The organism is Bacillus sp. PS196, assembly GCF_037963555.1.
Classification (GTDB): domain Bacteria; phylum Bacillota; class Bacilli; order Bacillales; family Bacillaceae; genus Bacillus; species Bacillus subtilis.
The window spans coordinates 2,067,966-2,087,396 of record NZ_CP150159.1 but is presented as its reverse complement, the minus strand read 5'-3'; the positions used below and the strand labels follow the sequence as shown (position 1 = coordinate 2,087,396).

Sequence of the window (19,431 nt, the reverse complement as noted above, 5' to 3'; positions counted from 1 at the left end):
GGATTTGAAATGGGTGATATAGGAATCAAGATAATATCTGAATAAAAGAAGGGTTTTACAGTTAATTGGCAAAATGGAAAAGAAAAAGTATTTAAGTTGGAACGGGTATTTATTCTATTAGGCATGTAAAGTGTGCCAGCGAAAGTTGAATTCCATGAAATTATGTTAAAGGGGGAAAAGAGGAGATGTGCTACATTGAAATCACAAAGGACAATATTGAAGACAATCATATTTGCTGTGCATTAGGCGCGAAACAATATGAGCATGCAGTTAATGAAAAGAAGAGATGGCTCAAAGCTCGAATGGATGAAGGATTGGTGTTCTATCGCTTACATGAACGGGCAAAAGTCTTTATTGAATATCTACCTGCGAATGAGGCATGGGTGCCTGTCAATGCGCCTAATTTTATGTACATTAATTGTCTGTGGGTGTCTGGCAGATATAAAAATAACGGTCATGCGAAACGATTGTTGGACAAATGTATAGCAGATGCGAAAGCGTGCGGCATGGATGGCATTATCCATATCGCAGGCAAGAAAAAACTGCCCTATTTAAGTGATAAGCATTTCTTTGAGCATATGGGGTTTACTCTACAAGATGAAGCTGCCCCTTATTTTCAATTAATGGCTTTGACTTGGAATGGCCTTGCAGCTTCTCCTGCATTTAAGAGCCAGGTGAAAAGTGATTCTATCAATGAAAAGGGGATTACGATATACTATACAGCTCAGTGTCCGTTTGCAGTGGGCATGATAAATGATTTGCGGGAATTGACTGAAAAGAAAGGGGTTCAATTTCAGTCAATTCAGTTATCATCGAAAGAAGAGGCACAAAAGTCACCAGCTATTTGGACAACTTTTAGCGTTTTTTTTGATGGGAGATTTGTGACTCACGAGATCATGAGTGTAAATAAATTTGAAAAGTTACTTAATACACTAGCTTGATTTTTAATAATAAAAACCCATTTTAAGGTTCTTGACTCAATGAAACAAAAAATGCATTTAAGAGCTGTTATACGTTTTAATCTTGTCTTTAGGGAGCACTTTAATTTAAGTCAAAAGTTTAGACAGTCATCTGTTAGATCATTAGCCCTTTTTTATTTTCTTTTCGGTAACATTTTGATCATATTTTCCTACTAAAAAGTTAGGAAAGTGGGGAAAAACATGAGAAAAAAGAACAATATTAAGAAATGGCTATTGATCATTGCTGGATTCTTGATCATCTGCATCACCACATTATTTGTAATAGTGTCAGGAAACGAAGTGAAATATGAGGGCAGCGGGAAAAGCGGACTGTGGATGTCTAACCTTGAAAAATCAGACAAAACTTCAATTGGACCCAATTATTTTCTAAATCTATATTGGCAGGGGAGTAAGAAGGAAGAAAAGAGGACTGTTGTTGAAAGAATTACTCTGTATGTAGATGGCAAAAAGTATCAAGATGATAACGTAGATGAGTACGACTTATCAGAGTACACAGGTGATGAAATGCCGGGTGGGGGACGCATGGAGGACCATATCGCCACCTTTGATTATATGCCTGAAGATGAAGTGATAGGACATGATGTATTAGTAAAAGTGGAGTGGAGGACAGGCCAGAAAAAACAGACAGAAGAAATCAAATTACATAAGAAGCCATGGTATAAAAAATAGCTTATTCGCTGTATTTGTGATCACATTGGTTGTCACTTTTTTATTTGCGGATTCCTAGGCACAGCAATCTAAGATTCTGCATAGGCTGAAATAAAATCTTGTTCATTTCTAAAACGAGGTGCATGCTGTTGGAACAACAACCAATCAATCATGATGACAGAAACGTGCCGCAGCCTATTCGAAGTGATGGAGCTGGAGCTATTGATGCAGGCCCGCGAAATATGATGCGGGATATTCAAAATCCGAATATACTTGTTCCGCCTGTTACAGATGAAGGTATGATTCCTAACTTGAGATTTTCATTCTCAGACGCTCCCATGAAATTAGATCATGGCGGCTGGTCAAGAGAAATCACCGTCAGACAGCTTCCGATTTCGACTGCGATTGCAGGTGTAAACATGAGCTTAACTGCGGGAGGTGTCCGTGAGCTTCATTGGCATAAGCAAGCGGAGTGGGCTTATATGCTTTTGGGACGGGCACGCATCACCGCTGTTGACCAAGACGGACGAAATTTTATTGCTGATGTTGGCCCCGGTGACCTTTGGTACTTCCCGGCAGGAATTCCACATTCCATACAGGGATTAGAACACTGCGAATTTCTGCTCGTTTTCGATGATGGAAACTTTTCTGAGTTCTCAACGTTATCCATTTCTGATTGGCTTGCGCACACACCAAAAGATGTTCTCTCTGCGAATTTTGGTGTCCCGGAGAGTGCTTTCAACTCTCTTCCTTCAGAGCAAGTCTATATTTACCAAGGGAATGTACCGGGATCAGTCGACAGTGAAGACATTCAGTCACCATATGGAAAAGTACCCAAGACCTTTAAACATGAGTTGCTAAATCAACCCCCAATTCAGATGCCAGGGGGGAGCGTACGAATTGTGGATTCATCTAACTTCCCAATTTCAAAAACGATAGCTGCTGCACTTGTTCAGATTGAGCCTGGCGCGATGAGAGAGCTTCATTGGCATCCCAATAGCGATGAGTGGCAATATTATCTAACAGGACAGGGACGAATGACGGTATTTATCGGAAATGGGACTGCCCGCACATTTGATTATAGAGCAGGCGACGTTGGATACGTGCCTTCTAATGCTGGCCACTATATACAAAATACTGGTACAGAAACATTATGGTTTTTAGAAATGTTCAAAAGTAACCGCTATGCAGATGTGTCACTCAATCAGTGGATGGCATTGACGCCTAAAGAATTAGTGCAAAGCAACTTGAATGCTGGATCTGTCATGCTTGATTCTCTGCGTAAGAAGAAAGTGCCTGTTGTGAAATATCCCGGTACGTAAAAGACGAACAGATCACACAGCTGCCTTTCATATCTTTTTAAAGTAAATAGACCTGAATTTTGGCCAGTGTTTTATTAAATCCCTATGTATACGTTATGTAGGGTTTTTCTGCTTGAATCGTATTGTAATGAGCTTTAAAAAGTTAATGTGGAAATGATAACCATTCGATAATGGGAATTCAATGGCCGATTTCTACCAGTTTGATTGGCTTTAAAGGAGGACAAGAAATGAAAGTACTCATATTTTTATCCAGTTTGACTGCCATTGGGAGCTCTATATTGGGGCGATGGTTAGGGATTCTGGATGATTCTTATGCTGTTGGCGATGCTTGGTTTATAGGTGTTTTAGCTGGATTGATTTCACTTCTAATATTGATTGACAGTCAAACAATGACAAAGAATTACATAGTAAGTTTAAGTACGATACTAGGCATTCTTGGAGTGGGGTTCATATATTTTCCAGCTGCATTCATCAACATATTATTAAGTATTACACTGGATAAACAAAAGAAAGAAGACCTTCATGTAAGATGAAAGAAATGTCATTTAATTCTTAGGAGGGAAAGTGTATGGATTTACCTCTATGGGCTTATATCATATTTGCAATCAAATGTGGTTCAGTTTTTTTGCTGACAAAATAGAAAAGTGAAGCTATAAGCAATGTAAACTATTTTATATGAAAGGGATAACATTGCTTATTTATGTTTACATAATAAAATTATTTAAAACTAATACTGAAAATAACTAATTGATCTATGTACTAAAAATTCATAATTACTAGAAGGATTGGCACCTAAGGAACAAAGCTATTTGACAAGTTCTTGCTAGAGAATTTCAATCACTACATATGATTTTCTGCAAGAAGCTCAGATGAATTATTTTTAGGTGAATTTACTAATGATGAAACCTGGTATGCTTCCATGTCATCAGCATCATAAGGCAGCAGCAAGCTTCGCAGATAATCAGGGCTTGTATTTTTGGGGTTAAGCCACTCTTTTTCATGATCATGGGCCAATATAACCGGCATTCGGTCGTGTATATCTTTCATGAGCTCATTAGGCTTAGTTGTTATGATTGTGCAGGTATAAAGAGGGTATCCTTGATGTGTGCTCCACTTTTCATATAAGCCAGCAAACGCAAAAAGAGCAGATGATTTCAATTTGATCCGCATTGGGATTTTGGTTTTGGAATCAAGCCGTTTCCATTCATAAAAACTGTCTGCTGGTATGATGCAGCGTTTGCTGACAAGCGGTCTTCGAAAGGTCGGTTTCTCGGTAATTGTTTCGGCTCGAGCATTGATCATTTTATAACCGATCTTTTCATCTTTTGCCCAAGGTGGAATAAGTCCCCATCTAAGCTTGCCTAAGCGATTATTTGATCCATCATTGATGATTGCAAGGATGTTTTGTGATGGTGCGACATTATAGCTTGGCTGGTATTCACCTTTAGGAAAAAATTGATCGATGTCAAACTGGTCAATAATATCATCAAATGCAGAGTACAAAGTAAACCTGCCGCACATATCCATCATCCTTTTTAGGGGTTTTTGAATAGTTTGTGGGACGAACGTTCATTTAATACAGGTTCAGAACAATGATTTCTTTTTACTTGCGATAAACTGGTATAATAAGAAAGCCATTTAAGAAGTTATGTAGAAAAAAACATATGCTTTTTAGTTTGACCGACGCTGGATCTTGAAGGAGTTACAAGGATCGCTTAAAAATAGCCTATAAGTATAAAATGAGGCACAGCGTTTTTAACGCAGGGCCTCTTTTATATCAGTAGCCAAATACCAGAGTTGTACTTTGTGATCCGGCATATTTCGTGACAAATTCTTTTGTATATTCCGGCGTTTGGACACGATAGCTATAGTTTGACCCGGGATTCCAAGAAGTCAGCGGAGAGGTTTGTTTGTTGAGTGATGGATAGCTGCCTATGTCTTTGAAATAACCAGTGCCCTTGTCGTCAAGGATGCCGCCTTTTTCACTGCCTTTCCCAAAGTAATTATATTCGGAATATATTTTTGCTTTTGTAGCAATTGTAATCGCCTGGTTAAAATTATTGCTGTAATTGTTTTTAACATGAAAGTAACCGTATCTCATCAGACCTGGGCCTCTAACATACAAGTTCTCAAAATAATTATTGGCGATTGTCATGTGGGGGTAGCCGTCATATTGATGCTGGGAATCATCCGGGTATCCTAAAATCAAACCGTATTTATGATTCGCAAATTTTGAGTTGCTGATCGTGATATAATCTGCGGATTTTCCGATATACACGAGTTTGTCCAAATCGCTTCCGCTTGCATTATAGCTATGACCTGAGAATGTGACGTGATCAATCCAATAGTTCATACCGGAATCTAAATAAAGCTGGATATCATTATTTCCGTTAATCTGCGGACTGTGTTCAAACGTTAAATTTTGAAAAATGACATTTCCAGAAGCTGATGAAGTTGTTAAATAAATATTTTTCAGCGTTTTTTTCGCGTAAGAGCCCACGAGTGTTTTATTTGAGCCAATGGTAACTGTTGTTTTCGCAGATGCGGAAAGATCATTTTGAAGCACTAAAATTTTCGGAGTGGATCCTCCTAGATGGGTTTTTAAATCATTTACGCTTTGAATGTAAACAATCTGCCCGTTTTTTCCACCCGTTGTGCCCGTTTTAGAGATGCCTTTTTCATTTTTGGCATTTCCGGCAAAACCTAAAAGGCCATTTGTTGAGGTATTCGGAAAATCGACTGCACCTAATGCTTTTCCAGGCAAGAGAACCAAAAACAAGCTAAAGACGGTGAACCATAAACAAAGTCGTTTCATCACAATATGCTTCCTTTCAATTTTAATCATTTCCTTGCGGGGATTATTATTACAGTTAATGGAAAGGAATGATAGGTTCTATCTTCCTAATTAATGTTGGGTTACTTAAAAAATAGAGATTGCGCCAAAAGACATACTAACAATTGAAATAGAAGAAAGGATTGATACACCGTTGACTGCAGCAGCTTATCGAAACACCTTGCTATCACTTTTATGTTTAACAGCTGGAATCGTGGATGTAATCGGGTATTTAAGCCTGGGACATGTGTTCACAGCTAATATGACTGGAAACATTGTATTATTGGGGTTAGCTATCGGCAAATCCATTCAGGTCACTGTTTTTAATTCCTTGACTGCGCTAATCGGATTTATATGCGGCGTGATCATTGCTACATTGATGGTCGGAAAGGCGGAAAATACCCTTTGGCCTTCTGCTGTGACAAAAGCCCTCGCACTTGAAGCATTCATTTTGTTTGTCTTTGCTTGTCTTTCTTTTTACCGGGCATTTGTTCCTGTGCACATTCTAATTATACTCATGAGCATTTCTATGGGGATTCAAACTACAGCAGCAAAAAAACTGGGGATCGCAGGTATTTCTTCAACTGTGTTGACCGGCACTTTGGCTTCTCTTTTAGAGGATATATCCGGCCGTTTGTTTTTTAAGAAGCAAAAGAAGACTTTCTTAAGAGATACTGTGTTAAGAGCACTGGCTATTATTTTATATTGTGTGGGGGCTATTATTGTTGCTCTGGCTGAGCCTGATTTTTATCACTTCATTATTTGGGTTCCGATTGTGCTGATCTTTGGCATCATGATGACAGCTAAGTTGAAACTGAGCCGGGAAAAATAGCTTTTCCTGTATAGCTGTTATCAGGCCAACAGCCTGTTTCATTTCGTTATTGAAATGCGAATTTTGAGAGGGGAAAATAAGACATTCGGCTGAAGTGCACATTCGTTCATTTGTATTGGCTTTTTCATAACTACCTACATTTGATATATGAATGATAGTGAATTTGCCTTAAAATCATCTATGAATCTATTTCCTCTTTCAAACCAGATGGATTGAGTCTTATAATGATAATGATTCTCATTTGAAGTCTGGTTTGAGGAGGACCAAATATGAAAAAGATCATGAGTGCATTTGTTGGTATGGTTTTGTTGACGATCTTCTGTTTTTCCCCGCAAGCTTCGGCAGCATATGACGACCTGCATGAAGGTTATGCAACGTATACAAGGTCAGGTTATTCAGGAGGAGCTTTCCTGCTGGATCCCATTCCTTCCGATATGGAGATTACTGCAATAAATCCGGCGGATCTCAATTACGGAGGAGTAAAAGCGGCACTTGCCGGCTCTTATTTGGAAGTTGAAGGGCCAAAAGGGAAAACAACCGTATATGTTACTGATCTTTATCCCGAAGGCGCTCGGGGAGCTCTTGATCTGTCACCTAATGCCTTCCGTAAAATCGGCAATATGAAAGACGGAAAAATCAATATTAAATGGCGTGTTGTCAAAGCCCCAATCACCGGCAATTTCACGTACCGGATCAAAGAAGGCAGCAGCAGGTGGTGGGCAGCAATCCAAGTCAGAAATCACAAGTATCCTGTTATGAAAATGGAATATGAAAAGGATGGTAAGTGGATCAACATGGAGAAAATGGACTATAACCATTTTGTGAGTACGAATTTAGGTACTGGCTCTCTCAAAGTCAGAATGACTGACATCCGCGGAAAAGTTGTGAAAGACACCATTCCAAAGCTGCCTGAAAGCGGAACGTCCAAAGCCTATACAGTACCGGGCCATGTTCAGTTTCCTGAATAAAAAATACGAAACAGCGGATCTTTTCCCGCTGTTTTTTCATTGTTCTGCATCTGCATGTAAAAATGTTTTAATCATGTTCAACTGCTCCTGCTTTGGATAATTGGTATACAGCCTGCTTGAAATCCGAATAGGATCTCCGAAAAAATATCTTTCGTAGTGAGTTTGTCTAGTTCCGAATGAACTCATTGTTAAATCCCATGCCAAACGGAAAATTTTCACACGTTCTTCAGCATTTGTATTGGTTGCTTGAAGATATTGGTCAAGATCTTCCCGTATCTCTGAGTCAAATGCATTTTCGGTAGGCAGTGTCACCATTCCGCTAGCTCCAATTAATTGTATGATTTCAGTAAATCGAGGATATAGCTTAGGAATGATTGTACTGATGACTTGAAGAGGAATTAAACAGGGGCGCATATAGCCGAATTCATCTAACTGAGCATCATTTTCCGATTTGTCAATGAGCGCTTTGATTGTTTCCAATCCCACAATGATTTCTGAGAGCTTTTCTTGGATGTGCTGATATTCGGAAACATTAATGGTGTCGACAAGAAGCTGTGCAACACCTAATAGAAATTCAATTTTTATCATTTGCCTAATGACAACCTGGTGAAAGGTAAAGGCATGAAAAGAGCTTTTTGTCATAAAATCTTTAGCTGCTTCCGCATTATCGTAAAAAAACACACGATTCCACGGCACTAACACATGATCAAAAACCACAATTGAATCCATTTCTTCATACCTTGAGCTTAAGGGATGATTAAAGGAAGAGTCGCTTAATACAAATGATTCTCTTGTGATGAATTTTACGCCTTTTGTATTAGAAGGGATTGAAAAAGCATAAGCTTCATCTGTTTCAAAGAAAAATTTAGGCGCTGAAAAAACCAAGATTTCATCGGTCAACCCGCCTTGTGTTGCAAGCAGTCGTGCTCCATGAATCATTAAACCTTTTTCGGTTCTATCAATGACTTTAGCAGATATCGGTTTTTCACTTAGCCCAAAATAGGACTGTGACCGGTTCACTTGCGGAGTAATGAATGTATGGGTAAAGGAAAGGTCATGCTTAGCAGCTTGTTCATACATATCTAGTATATGTTCAGGAAAGCAATTCTCTTTATCTTTTAGAAGCTCCGCTGACGAAGCAAAGCTCATCATAACCGTATTCATGTAATCCGGACTTCTCCCCATCATTCCGTGAGTATGTCTAGCCCAATGTTCAATCATGTTCCTTCTTTTTTTTAAATCATTTTTGGTTTTAGGCTGGAGATAGGAAAGGCCGATTCGATTATGATCTCCAGGAAGGCAATAAGTCATTTCATGTATTAACTCATCCTTTGTTTGCAATTCATAAAGTGAGCTTTTTGTTTTGATTATTCCTTTAAATGCAGGATGCTCAGAAATGTTACCCTTTATTTTTTCGCCATCATACCATATTTCGTTTTCTAGTTTATTCAATCGGTCAATGAATTCTTTACCATTGATGATCCCCATTTAAGTTTCGCTCCTTCATATTATGCTGCGTATTGTATTATATTTTCGAGAAAACAGCCGGTTCAGCCAATTTGAGGTGGGAAAAGCCTTTTTTAGAAAAACGAATAAGAGTGACTTACATACCGCAAAAGACTGCAAATTTTACTTAAGGTTTTTCTGTAAGTTCAGAGACGTAAAGAATTTGCTTATTCATATAAGAATATCACTATAAAACTTGATAACACGTGTCGATATTATGGACATGAGCGTAAGCGAATTGGATTCAAACGCGCTTGAACATATTTTATTTCAGCCATTACATTGTGCGGAAAGGGAAAACGACACATGAAAGTGAAAACAAAATTGCTGGGGATTATATCAATATTAGTTGTTTCAATTATTGGAATTGGAGGCTCCTCAGTATTTATGATTTCTTCTACTGTGAAAAAGAATGAAGAACTTAAAGACAAAATGGAATTCCAAAAAGAGATAAAACACATCCAATATGAATTGACCGGGTTATCAAATGATGAAAGAGGCTTCTTGATTACCGGAGACAAAGAATACGACGAGGGTATGAAGGAAAAAGCAGACGATGTCTTAAAGAGCCTTGACCGGGTTAATGACTTGATTGATGAAGAGAAGTATCAATCCAATATTGAAGACATTAAGACAAGTTTTACTCAGTATAGAGCTTTGAATCAGCAAGTAGTAACAGCCTACTCTTCAAATCCTAAAAAAGCAGAAACCATCCATTTTGGAGAAGAAAGAACAATAAGAAAAGAAGGCGTAGATCCGGCTGTCAATAAGCTGTCTGATCACCTGGATCAAGAGGTGGAGGATCTAAAAGATGAAATACGAGGCAATGGGAAAATGAGTCAATGGCTCATCATCATTGTCACCGGGATATCAGTTATATTAGGCGTTGTTTTAAGCATAATGCTGTTAAAGTCCATAATGGTGCCCCTAAGAAGCATAAATAAGCAGCTGGAGGAAATTGCACACGGCGACGCTGATTTAACCAAAAAAGTCATTGTGAAAAATAAAGATGAATTTGGCCAGCTTGCCCAATCTTTTAATTCTTTTACTCATTCATTAACTCAAATTGTGAAGCAGATCAGCAGCTCATCTGAACAAGTCGCCGCTTCCTCTGAAGAATTATCGGCAAGCGCGGAAGAATCGAAATCAACATCTGAACATATTTCACGAGCCATGCAGATGGCTGCCGACAGCAATGTGAAGCAAAGCTCAATGACAGAAAAGAGCGCAGAATCCATCACTGAATTATTAGACAGTATATCATCAGTCGCTTCAAATACAGGGAACATAGCGGATCTTTCTTCTTCGATGAGAGACAAGGCTGAAATAGGCTCTAAGTCCGTCAACAAGATGTTAGACCAGATGAAATTCATTGATAAATCTGTAGATTCAGCCGGCAATGGATTGCAAACATTGGTAGCGAGCACAGCAGAAATCAGCGATATCTCTTCGCTTATCACGACGATTTCAGAGCAGACAAATTTGTTGGCACTAAATGCAGCGATCGAGGCGGCCAGAGCCGGAGAGCAAGGAAAAGGATTTGCTGTGGTGGCAGAAGAAGTTCGGAAGTTGGCGGATGAAACAAATAAATCTGCAAACCACATCCAATCGGTGGTAGCGACCATCCAAAATGAATCGATAGAAACGGTAAATAATATTAAGGTTGTTCAAGAAAATGTGAGCTCAGGTATTGTTGGCAACAGGAAATTTCAATGAAATACTGAACCTTGTGGAACAGGTCACTTCTCAAATACAAGAAGTCGCAGCGGCAACTCAACAGCTTACATCAGGCGTTGAAGTGATTCAGCACACAGTTCATACATTGGCCGCTGGAACAAAAGAAACGTCTGCAAATACAGAAGCGGTTGCAAATTCATCACAGGAACAGCTTCATTCAATGGGGGAAATCTCCTATGCCGCAGAATCTCTATCTCAGTTGGCAGAAGAACTTCAAACCGTCATTAATCGTTTTAAATATTAAACAGGCTACTTACGTGCAACCCCCATCTTATTCGGTGGGGGTTGGCTACTTTTACTGTGGTTGTTTCTAAAAACAGAGTTAACTGACTTCTTTTAAGTTAGTTCCGTTTGTATGGCTAGTCCAAATTTTGATCGATTGTCCCTTCAAAATAGTCATCGCTGACCTGTTCATGAGTTTCAGCCAATCCTTTTTCTAATTGCGTGCTTCCTTTATAAGCTGAGGGCTCAAAGTATTTCCCGGCAACATCTGTTGTGTCATTTTTGTTTTCTTTGTTATGAGTTTGTGTTTCAGTGTTTACACTTTCTGTCTCAGTATTGCTGCTTATAGATTGCTGAAAATCATATTCCTTGTCTAATGAAGAAAATCTTTTATAATCATCAGGTCTGTCTGCACCGTTTTTTTGAGTCACTTTACTTCCTCCAGATTATTGATATTTTAGTGGGGTAAGAACTTATTTCGTTCTTTTAGGATCAGAACCATGTTTTTTAGGATCATCTGCTTTAAAAGCTGTTTCAGTCTCATGGTCATTTCTCATTTGTTCAATACTTGAATTTTGAATTCCCTTTTTACTCATTGGTTTCACTCCTTTACGAAAAGTGTTGAATATCAACTCTTCTTATTTTGTCTGTTGATCAGGTATTCATTCACTTTTTTCATTCGCGCTTTCGCCAATCAGGAGAGGCGTTTTCATGCCAGCGTATTATCTAATAAAAGAACGTCATTTTTGAAACCTTTTATTAGCGCATTGCGTATAGCCCGTTGGGGAAGACATCTCGATAAAAGAAATACAAAGGTTGTGAATTTATACTAACAGCACTGTGAATAAATCAAACAAGGGGGGTGAAAAAATGAAAAAAATCGCATCATATTATTTAATGACATTAGGGCTATCCAGCCTTACATTTGGTTTGTTTTTAGGGTTTTATTCTTTCGTTATGTATGGCGATATGATAATTGCATTGTTTACGGCAGCAATTGCTTTATTATACGGTTTTGTGGTGTATGGCCTTTTTGCTGTTCCGCTCCAAATGAAGTTGCAGAAAAAAGCGAGAACTTTCAATGTCATGTACCTATTGATTTACAGTGTGGTTGCTTTTATCGCAGCTTTCCTGTTTTTTGTTATCAATGAACCTGCGTCAATAGCATGGACATTGCAATCGTACTTTTATTATATGTTAAGTATTGCGGCTGCAGTGATTTACTGGTTATGGGATTCTCTGATCCTTTATAAACGTACAGCTTCCGGTGTATAGGCTAATTTTTACCAATCGGAGAAATATGGAGGTTCAATAAAAATTCAGGATCTAAAAGCTTTAGGTTTCATATTTTTTTAAAAAAATCCTCCGCGGATAAAGGCGCAGTATGGGGGCATAATGAGAGCACACATTCAAACCGAATAGGTTTTCTAAGTGTTTTACGATACATACGTTCATCAAGAACATCACGTCATCAAAGGAATATAAAAACTATTGTTGTGGAACGGGCATCTTGAGTTGTTTGAGGAAAGAACATAGATGGTGGTTTATCGTTTTATCAGCGCTTATAGAACAAAGTTTTGGTGGCAGGATCCATACAGCTAAACAGAGGAGAGCGTGACAATGAATCTCGCTCTCCTCAGATTTGTTTTATTCACCCTGATGTTTTTCAACTAATGTGAATGTCCAATCTTTTAACATATGTTTCTGGACATATTTTTTTCCGTTTATTTCGATGTAAGGCAGGTCTGCCATGTCTCCAGCTAACTGTTTTGCTTCAGTCGTTGTTATTCCTAAAAAAAGTCCAATGTAAAAGTAAATATCCCGTTCTTTTATTAGGAAGATATCATTTTGTTCATTACCTTTGGTTTGGTTCCTCTGCTTTAAGCCTTCACCGATAAAATATCCAGCCAAAGCAATACCAATTCCTAAAAAAACGTCCATGTGTATGCCTCCATTATGTCGATGTTATGTTATACGGGCTTGGCATACTCCGGGTTTCATTATTTTTCAAACCTTTTCAATCTGTACACGGCCTGAAAAAAAGGTGGCGCCGCCGCCCATATCGGACAAGCGATCTGGGGTTAGCGCGTTTACAAGCTGTTTTTTTCCTTGTTCATCCGCCCATAATCCTTGGCTGACAACGACACCTGGCAGCACTTGTTCTCCAACTGCAGCGGTCAGCTCGCATTCTCCCCGGCTGTTCCAAATTCGTACAGGTGCCCCATCAACGATTCCGTGTTTTTCAGCATCTTTTGTGTTGATAAAGAGCTTTGGCGTCTTTTCAAGCTTGATGTGTTTTTCATTATTGGAAAATGTTGAGTTTAAGAAATTATGGTTTGGCCCCGGAACATACATAAACGGATGTTCATTATCGGTTACAAGAGGTGTATATGTCGGTAAAGCAGGGAAGCCGTCTTGTTTCATTTTTTCTGAATATAATTCTATTTTTCCGCTTGGCGTTGGAAGTTCGCCCGGAAACAGCGGCTTTTCACGTTTCGCTTTCATAAATGAATTCTTAGTAAGTGAATCGTAATCAATCTCTGCCAAATGCGGATTATCTGGATGGTCAAGCGCCTGGCGGATTAATTCTTCATCTGAATCTTTAAGCTCCTGATCTGTGAATCCCATTGCTTCAGCCATTAATCGGAACACCTCAGTGTTAGACTTGCTTTCCCCATATCTCTCAATCACCGGCTGCTGAAGCTGAATGTAATGGTGCCAGTAGGAGGTGTAAAAATCAGTATTTTCAAAAGCGGATGTTGCAGGCAGTACAATGTCCGCATATGCAGCCGTTTCCGTTAAAAACAAATCATGAACCACAGTAAACAAGTCTTCCCGCAGCAAGCCCTGTCTGACTTTGTTTGCTTCCGGCGCAACGACGGCCGGGTTCGTTCCGTAAATAAAAAGCGAGCGAATAGGCGGATCTGTTTCCAAAAGCACCTTGCCAAGCTGATTCATATTAAACGACCTCGGGGTGCGCCCTTTCAATAAGTCGGGCCGCTGCAAGGCATTTGTGTTATATTCTAAAATTCCGCTGTTATGCTTAATTGCGCCGCCCCCTGTGTGCAGCCATTGGCCGGTGATCGCCGGAAGACAGGCAATCGTCCTTACAATCATCCCGCCGTTATCGTGATGCTGGGGTCCGTTTCCGATTCTGATAAAAGAAGGGGAGGTTTCCCCGTACATTTTTGCCAGTCGGTAAATATCTTCGGTACTGACACTGGTGATCGTCGATACCTTTTCAGGATCATATTGTTTCACGTGTTCACGGAGCTCTTCATAGCCAACCGTGTACTCGGACAGAAATGCTTCATCATGAAGGTTTTCTTTAAATAAAATGTGCATGATGCCAAGAGCAAGTGCACTGTCGGTTCCCGGTTTTATTGGGATAAACCAATCTGCAAGACGTCCTGTTTGATTTTTATGCACATCGATCACGACAATTTTGGCACCTTGTTTTCGCGCTTTTTGGGCGATCGTAATTTGGTGCATGTTTGTACTGACCGCGTTGATTCCCCAAAAAATAAATAGTTTTGTATGAATGGTTTCCTCAGGATCGATTCCCGCGCTTATGCCCATTGTATATTTATAGCCTTCAGATCCCGCTTTGCTGCAAATCGTCCGTTCAAGCTGGCTTGACCCCATGCGGTAAAAAAAGCGGCGGTCCATTCCTTCAGCTGTCAATTTCCCCATATTTCCGTAAAAGCTGTAAGGAAGTATGCTTTCAGCTCCCTCTTCATCAATCAGCTGTTTCCAGCGGGAGGTGATCGTATCGATTGCCTCTTCCCAGGAAATCGGTTCAAATATCGCTTGGCCTTTCGCACCTGTTCGTTTGAGCGGTGTTGTCAGCCGCTTTTCATCATAGATGCGCTCCGTCATATTCCGGACTTTGTTGCATATGTTTCCGGCTGTGACAGGATGATCAGGGTCTCCTTGCACTTTTACGATTTTCCCGTCTTTTTTATGTATTAACAATCCGCACTGATCCGGGCAGTCCAGCGAGCAAACGGATTTGAAAATGCCGTTTTGTTGTGTGGCAAAAGATTTCATGGCCCAGTTCCTCTCTCTAGTTAGATATTTTGTAAGAATTATAACATTTCGGATCATAACGTCAATTCTGAAAAAAAGAGATTGACATCAATCTGAGACTTCTTTATGATAAACGTATTCTTTATTCTGAAAATTACATACTCAACATTTTCTATCCAGAGAGGTGGAGGGACTGGCCCTATGAAACCTCGGCAACATTATTGTGCCAATTCCAGCAAGCGTCAGCTTGAAAGATAGGAAAGCAAGGTTTATACCGGCGTCTGCCTGTAACAGAGCGCGCCTATATATGAATCTCTTTCCATCTTCGGAAAGAGATTTTTTTTATGAAAAATACGATGAAAAGGATGTTTTGCACCATGACGGTTTTGGTTACAGCACCGTACAACGAAGAAGGACGAAAAGAGCTAGAAAACTTGTTTGGCTCAGTTGCTTATCAATCTTGGAAGGAACAAGGCCGGGCATATCGGGAAGATGAACTCATTCAGCTGCTAAAAGCAACAAATGCGACAGGCTTGATTACTGAGCTTGATCAGGTAACAGACAGCGTATTTGCTTCTGTTCCCGAACTTTCATTTGTCGGTGTTTGCAGGGGAATGCCCTCCAATGTGGATGTGGCAGCTGCCTCAAAAAGAGGCATACCTGTTTTTTATACACCAGGGCGGAATGCACAAGCCGTTGCTGAAATGTTTATTGGAAATGTGATTTCCTTTCTCCGCCATACCAGCGCCTCGAATCAATGGCTGAAGGATGGAAAGTGGAACAGTGATTACCTGCAGGCTTATGTCAAATTTAAAGGAAATGAATTATCAGGAAAAACGGTTGGCATGATTGGGTTCGGCGCCGTTGGTCAAAGGATTGCAAAACTGCTGACTGCGTTTGACTGTAAAATAAAGTATTACGATCCATACATTCAAGACGATCATCCGCTGTATGAAAAAGTATCTCTTAAAACGGTGTTTTCAGACAGTGATATCGTTTCTGTACATCTGCCTCGTACTGAGGAAACACTTGGACTTATTGATCGGAAGTATTTTGATCTGATGAAACAGAGTGCGATTTTCGTCAATACTTCAAGAGCAGTTGTTGTAAACCGTGAAGATCTTTTATCTGTATTAAAAGAACATAAAATCAGAGGTGCGATATTAGACGTTTTTTATCATGAACCTCCAGAGGAATCAGATTATGAATTGATTTCATTGCCTAATGTTCTGGCAACACCGCATCTCGCTGGAGCAACATTTGAAGTGGAGGATCATCACGTGACGATACTGAATAAAGCCCTCAAAAAGTGGAAGGGTGAAAAAACTCTTAATATTCCGACAATGTATAACAAGGACGAACTGAAAACAGGGGGATAAGAAAGGAGGCTAACAGAATGAAAAAACAAAAAGGCTATCTCGTTTTTGATATTGGCACAGGCAATGCGAGGGTAGCGGTCGTGAGTGTAACCGGCAGTGTTTTAACAGTTGAACGGGAGGACATCGTGTATTCCACAGAGACGCTTTACCCGGACAGCCGTTATTTTTCTCCTCAGGTGCTGTGGAATCAGGTGATGAATTTGGCAAAACGTGTGCTATCCCGTTCGTGTGATATTGACATCATTGGTTTGACATCGACGAGCCAAAGACAGGGGATTGTTTTGATTGATCAAAACGGCAATCCTTTTCTCGGGCTGCCGAACATCGATAATCGCGGCCGAGAGTGGGAGGCGGGCATTCCCGATCGGGAAGAGATATACAGCAGCACAGGCCGCCTGCCAACTGCACTTTTTTCTGCGCTCAAGCTTTATGGATTAAAACAGCGCCAGCCCTCTTTATGGGAAAAGACTGCAAGCTTTACTAGCATCAGTGATTGGGTGACGTACCAACTGAGCGGAATATTAACATATGAACCATCACAGGCAACAGAAACCCTGCTGTTTGATGTGAAGCAAAACACTTGGTCAGAAGAGATGTGCGACATATTCGGCTTTTCTCCATCTATCCTTCCTCCTCTTGTAAGAGCGGGAACAGCAATTGGAACGATAGCAAATGAATATGCATCCGAATTAGGCCTTTCAATAAATGCTAAGGTTATAGCAGGGGGCGGGGATACACAGCTGGCTGTCAAAAGCACCGGAGCTGGACTTGAGGACATTGTCATTGTATCAGGGACAACAACGCCAATAACCAAAATTACTGAGGATCATGGCGACACAAAACATAAAGCCTGGCTGAACTGTCATACGGATCAAGGGCATTGGCTTGTGGAAACGAATCCGGGAATTACCGGCTTGAATTATCAAAAATTAAAACAGATTTTTTATCCGAATGAAACGTACGAAGTAATGGAGGAGGAGATTTCTGCACTTGCAAAAGAAGACCATGCATGTGTAGCGGCTCTCGGCTCTTATTTATCGGCTGAAAAGAATGCGTTAACGAGAGGCGGTTTTCTTTTTGATGCCCCGCTGTCAGCACATTTAAAGAGGGCACATTTTGTACGTGCAGCGCTAGAAGAGATCGCATTTTCAATCAAATGGAACTTTGACATTTTAACAGAGGTTACTCCGTTTGAACGTGATTATGTTTGGGTGTGCGGAGGGGGATTCCAAAGCAAAGCGCTCACTCAATATATCGCGGATCTTCTTCAAAAAAAGGTCTATGTCCAAGAGGGATATCATCAGGCATCTGTCGTCGGTGCTGCAGTCATTTGCAATGAAACCTTTCAATTAACGGAGGAGATGTCAGCAAATGTCCGGGTGATCGAACCGAAGGACTGTCAGATAGAATTGGCTTTATATGAGGAATGGAAGCAAACACAGCGCTTTTTTTCAGGATCAGAAAGCAAAGTATTAATTTAAGACGGAATTTCTGCTGTTTTGAGGAATTATTTAATTTTCAACTTTAATAAGGTAATACGGTAATGAATAATAGCATCTAAGGAGGAGACAGATATGTTGGATAAAATAGGAATACCGAAGCGGCTTGCCTGGGGATTTTTAGGGGTTGTTTTGTTTATGATGGGAGATGGCCTTGAACAAGGCTGGCTCAGTCCTTTTTTGATCGAAAACGGGCTCACCGTTCAGCAGTCCGCTTCCATTTTTAGTATATACGGAATTGCGCTTGCCATAGCTTCCTGGTTTTCGGGTGTATGTCTCGAAGCATTTGGCGCAAAACGAACGATGTTTATGGGGCTGTTGTTTTATGTGATCGGTACAGCTGCTTTTATCGTATTTGGATTTGAACAGCTGAACCTGCCAGTGATGTATGTGACTTACTTCGTAAAAGGGTTAGGTTACCCGCTTTTTGCTTATTCTTTCTTGACATGGGTCATTTACAGAACACCGCAAAGCAAACTGAGCACTGCTGTCGGCTGGTTTTGGATTGCATATTGCCTCGGCATGTTTGTGTTCGGCGCTTGGTACTCAAGCTACGCGATCAAAGCGTTCGGTTATTTGAATACGCTTTGGAGCTCTATTTTCTGGGTATGTCTCGGTGCATTCTTTGCATTGTTTATCAATAAAGACCGTTTTGAAAAGAAGAAAAGAAAAAGATCAGAAACAGCCGAGGAGCTTTTAAAAGGGGTTACGATTCTATTTACAAATCCGCGCGTGCTTACAGGCGGAATCATCAGAATCATCAACAGCATTGGTACATATGGTTTTCCAGTCTTTTTGCCGATGCACATGGCCCAGCATGGAATTTCAACCAATGTGTGGCTGCAAATTTGGGGAACGATTTTCCTGGGGAACATTGTGTTTAACCTTATCTTCGGTATTGTCGGCGATAAATTCGGCTGGAAAAATACTGTTATTTGGTTCGGCGGAGTCGGCTGCGGCATTTTCACCGTCTTATTATACTACGCACCTGTTTTCTCCGGCGGAAGTTTAGCGGTTGTCAGCGTGATCGGCTTTATTTGGGGCGGTTTGCTGGCAGGCTATGTGCCGATTGGTGCAATTGTGCCGACGGTGGCAGGAAAAGATAAAGGGGCAGCCATGTCTGTATTGAATTTAGCTGCAGGTTTATCAGCGTTTGTCGGCCCTGCACTCGCTTGGCTGTTCATCGGTCTCGTCGGCGCGCAAGGTGTCGTCTGGATCTTTGCGGCCCTTTACCTTGCAAGTGCGGTCTTGACAAAATGTATTCATATACCTGAGGAAAAAGCAGTTAAGGAGGATACATCTCCTCAATATGCATCTTAATTAGAAAGCGCCCATTTTCCGGGGCGCTTTTTATCATTTGTTCAGCAATGTAAGGATTTCCGATACGGAATGACGCAAAAATGATTGATCTGGACGGGATTTCACCATAACAGTCAGCTGATAAGAAACAGAATATAAGTCTGAGCCGTTTGTTCC

18 protein-coding genes, 2 pseudogenes and 1 riboswitch are annotated in these 19,431 nt (G+C 40.4%); of the genes and pseudogenes, 13 read left to right on the top strand and 7 right to left on the bottom strand.

The annotated features are described in order from the left end of the window. Nucleotides 1-185: 185 nt before the first annotated feature. The 5 genes from NST79_RS10535 (at nucleotide 186) to NST79_RS10515 (ending at nucleotide 3,483) form a co-directional block, all read left to right on the top strand. The gene (locus NST79_RS10535; RefSeq protein WP_029318075.1) at nucleotides 186-941 is read left to right on the top strand and encodes an N-acetyltransferase; all 756 of its coding nucleotides are present in this window, start codon (nucleotides 186-188) and stop codon (nucleotides 939-941) included. Between the two features lie 39 nt (nucleotides 942-980). Continuing rightward, nucleotides 981-1,136: a hypothetical protein gene (locus NST79_RS10530; protein WP_128484048.1), complete on the top strand. Its 156-nt coding sequence runs from the start codon at nucleotides 981-983 to the stop codon at nucleotides 1,134-1,136. 24 nt (nucleotides 1,137-1,160) lie between these two features. Beyond that, nucleotides 1,161-1,649, top strand: coding sequence for a DUF4944 domain-containing protein (locus NST79_RS10525; protein WP_212059610.1), 489 nt, complete (start codon nucleotides 1,161-1,163; stop codon nucleotides 1,647-1,649). A 122-nt stretch (nucleotides 1,650-1,771) separates the two neighbouring features. Beyond that, nucleotides 1,772-2,950, top strand: a complete 1,179-nt coding sequence (gene oxdD / locus NST79_RS10520; protein WP_212059609.1) for an oxalate decarboxylase family bicupin — start codon at nucleotides 1,772-1,774, stop codon at nucleotides 2,948-2,950. A gap of 227 nt (nucleotides 2,951-3,177) precedes the next feature. Then, on the top strand, nucleotides 3,178-3,483 hold the full coding sequence (locus NST79_RS10515; RefSeq protein ID WP_151262287.1) for a hypothetical protein: 306 nt from the start codon (nucleotides 3,178-3,180) through the stop codon (nucleotides 3,481-3,483). Nucleotides 3,484-3,790: 307 nt separating this feature from the next. Here the strand turns inward: NST79_RS10515 and NST79_RS10510 are convergent, their stop codons facing one another. Next, nucleotides 3,791-4,471 (bottom strand): SOS response-associated peptidase, encoded by a 681-nt coding sequence (locus NST79_RS10510; RefSeq protein ID WP_151262286.1) that lies wholly within the window; start codon nucleotides 4,469-4,471, stop codon nucleotides 3,791-3,793. Between the two features lie 256 nt (nucleotides 4,472-4,727). Further along, nucleotides 4,728-5,765, bottom strand: coding sequence for a polysaccharide lyase family 1 protein (locus NST79_RS10505; protein WP_004399365.1), 1,038 nt, complete (start codon nucleotides 5,763-5,765; stop codon nucleotides 4,728-4,730). 172 nt (nucleotides 5,766-5,937) lie between these two features. Between NST79_RS10505 and NST79_RS10500 the strand changes: the two genes are divergently transcribed. Beyond that, nucleotides 5,938-6,615, top strand: a complete 678-nt coding sequence (locus NST79_RS10500; protein ID WP_038429085.1) for a YoaK family protein — start codon at nucleotides 5,938-5,940, stop codon at nucleotides 6,613-6,615. Nucleotides 6,616-6,884: 269 nt separating this feature from the next. Then, nucleotides 6,885-7,583 (top strand): expansin EXLX1 family cellulose-binding protein, encoded by a 699-nt coding sequence (gene exlX / locus NST79_RS10495; protein WP_212059608.1) that lies wholly within the window; start codon nucleotides 6,885-6,887, stop codon nucleotides 7,581-7,583. Between the two features lie 36 nt (nucleotides 7,584-7,619). Here the strand turns inward: exlX and hpaB are convergent, their stop codons facing one another. Beyond that, a complete protein-coding gene (hpaB, locus tag NST79_RS10490) occupies nucleotides 7,620-9,071 on the bottom strand; it encodes a 4-hydroxyphenylacetate 3-monooxygenase, oxygenase component (protein ID WP_212059606.1) in 1,452 nt (483 codons plus the stop codon). A 324-nt stretch (nucleotides 9,072-9,395) separates the two neighbouring features. On the opposite strand from hpaB, the pseudogene NST79_RS10485 reads away from it, so the two are divergent. Next, a pseudogene (locus NST79_RS10485) lies at nucleotides 9,396-11,070 on the top strand (methyl-accepting chemotaxis protein). Between the two features lie 115 nt (nucleotides 11,071-11,185). Here the strand turns inward: NST79_RS10485 and NST79_RS10480 are convergent. Both NST79_RS10480 and NST79_RS10475 read right to left on the bottom strand, forming a co-directional pair. Next, on the bottom strand, nucleotides 11,186-11,479 hold the full coding sequence (locus NST79_RS10480) for a YozQ family protein (RefSeq protein WP_212059604.1): 294 nt from the start codon (nucleotides 11,477-11,479) through the stop codon (nucleotides 11,186-11,188). A 42-nt stretch (nucleotides 11,480-11,521) separates the two neighbouring features. Further along, on the bottom strand, nucleotides 11,522-11,644 hold the full coding sequence (locus NST79_RS10475; RefSeq protein ID WP_014477000.1) for a hypothetical protein: 123 nt from the start codon (nucleotides 11,642-11,644) through the stop codon (nucleotides 11,522-11,524). A gap of 68 nt (nucleotides 11,645-11,712) precedes the next feature. Between NST79_RS10475 and NST79_RS10470 the strand changes: the two are divergent. Together NST79_RS10470 and NST79_RS10465 are read left to right on the top strand one after the other, a co-directional pair. After that, nucleotides 11,713-11,830, top strand: a pseudogene (locus NST79_RS10470) (hypothetical protein); the annotation flags it as partial. 88 nt (nucleotides 11,831-11,918) lie between these two features. Then, a complete protein-coding gene (locus NST79_RS10465; RefSeq protein ID WP_015714052.1) occupies nucleotides 11,919-12,323 on the top strand; it encodes a UPF0715 family protein in 405 nt (134 codons plus the stop codon). A gap of 372 nt (nucleotides 12,324-12,695) precedes the next feature. Here NST79_RS10465 and NST79_RS10460 read toward each other — a convergent pair whose 3' ends face one another. Next, the gene (locus tag NST79_RS10460) at nucleotides 12,696-12,989 is read right to left on the bottom strand and encodes a hypothetical protein (protein WP_003231432.1); all 294 of its coding nucleotides are present in this window, start codon (nucleotides 12,987-12,989) and stop codon (nucleotides 12,696-12,698) included. Between the two features lie 66 nt (nucleotides 12,990-13,055). Beyond that, the gene (locus tag NST79_RS10455) at nucleotides 13,056-15,098 is read right to left on the bottom strand and encodes a molybdopterin oxidoreductase family protein (protein ID WP_212059602.1); all 2,043 of its coding nucleotides are present in this window, start codon (nucleotides 15,096-15,098) and stop codon (nucleotides 13,056-13,058) included. A 148-nt stretch (nucleotides 15,099-15,246) separates the two neighbouring features. Next, nucleotides 15,247-15,338: riboswitch (SAM riboswitch) on the top strand. Nucleotides 15,339-15,421: 83 nt separating this feature from the next. Here NST79_RS10455 and NST79_RS10450 point away from each other — a divergent pair. The 3 genes from NST79_RS10450 to NST79_RS10440 all read left to right on the top strand — a co-directional run bounded on the left by NST79_RS10450 (nucleotide 15,422) and on the right by NST79_RS10440 (nucleotide 19,275). Then, complete coding sequence (locus NST79_RS10450) at nucleotides 15,422-16,456, top strand: 2-hydroxyacid dehydrogenase (protein WP_015251962.1); 1,035 nt, start codon at nucleotides 15,422-15,424, stop codon at nucleotides 16,454-16,456. A gap of 17 nt (nucleotides 16,457-16,473) precedes the next feature. Continuing rightward, nucleotides 16,474-17,937, top strand: a complete 1,464-nt coding sequence (locus NST79_RS10445; protein ID WP_212059600.1) for an FGGY-family carbohydrate kinase — start codon at nucleotides 16,474-16,476, stop codon at nucleotides 17,935-17,937. Between the two features lie 93 nt (nucleotides 17,938-18,030). Then, the gene (locus NST79_RS10440; RefSeq protein ID WP_212059598.1) at nucleotides 18,031-19,275 is read left to right on the top strand and encodes an MFS transporter; all 1,245 of its coding nucleotides are present in this window, start codon (nucleotides 18,031-18,033) and stop codon (nucleotides 19,273-19,275) included. Nucleotides 19,276-19,431: the final 156 nt, after the last annotated feature.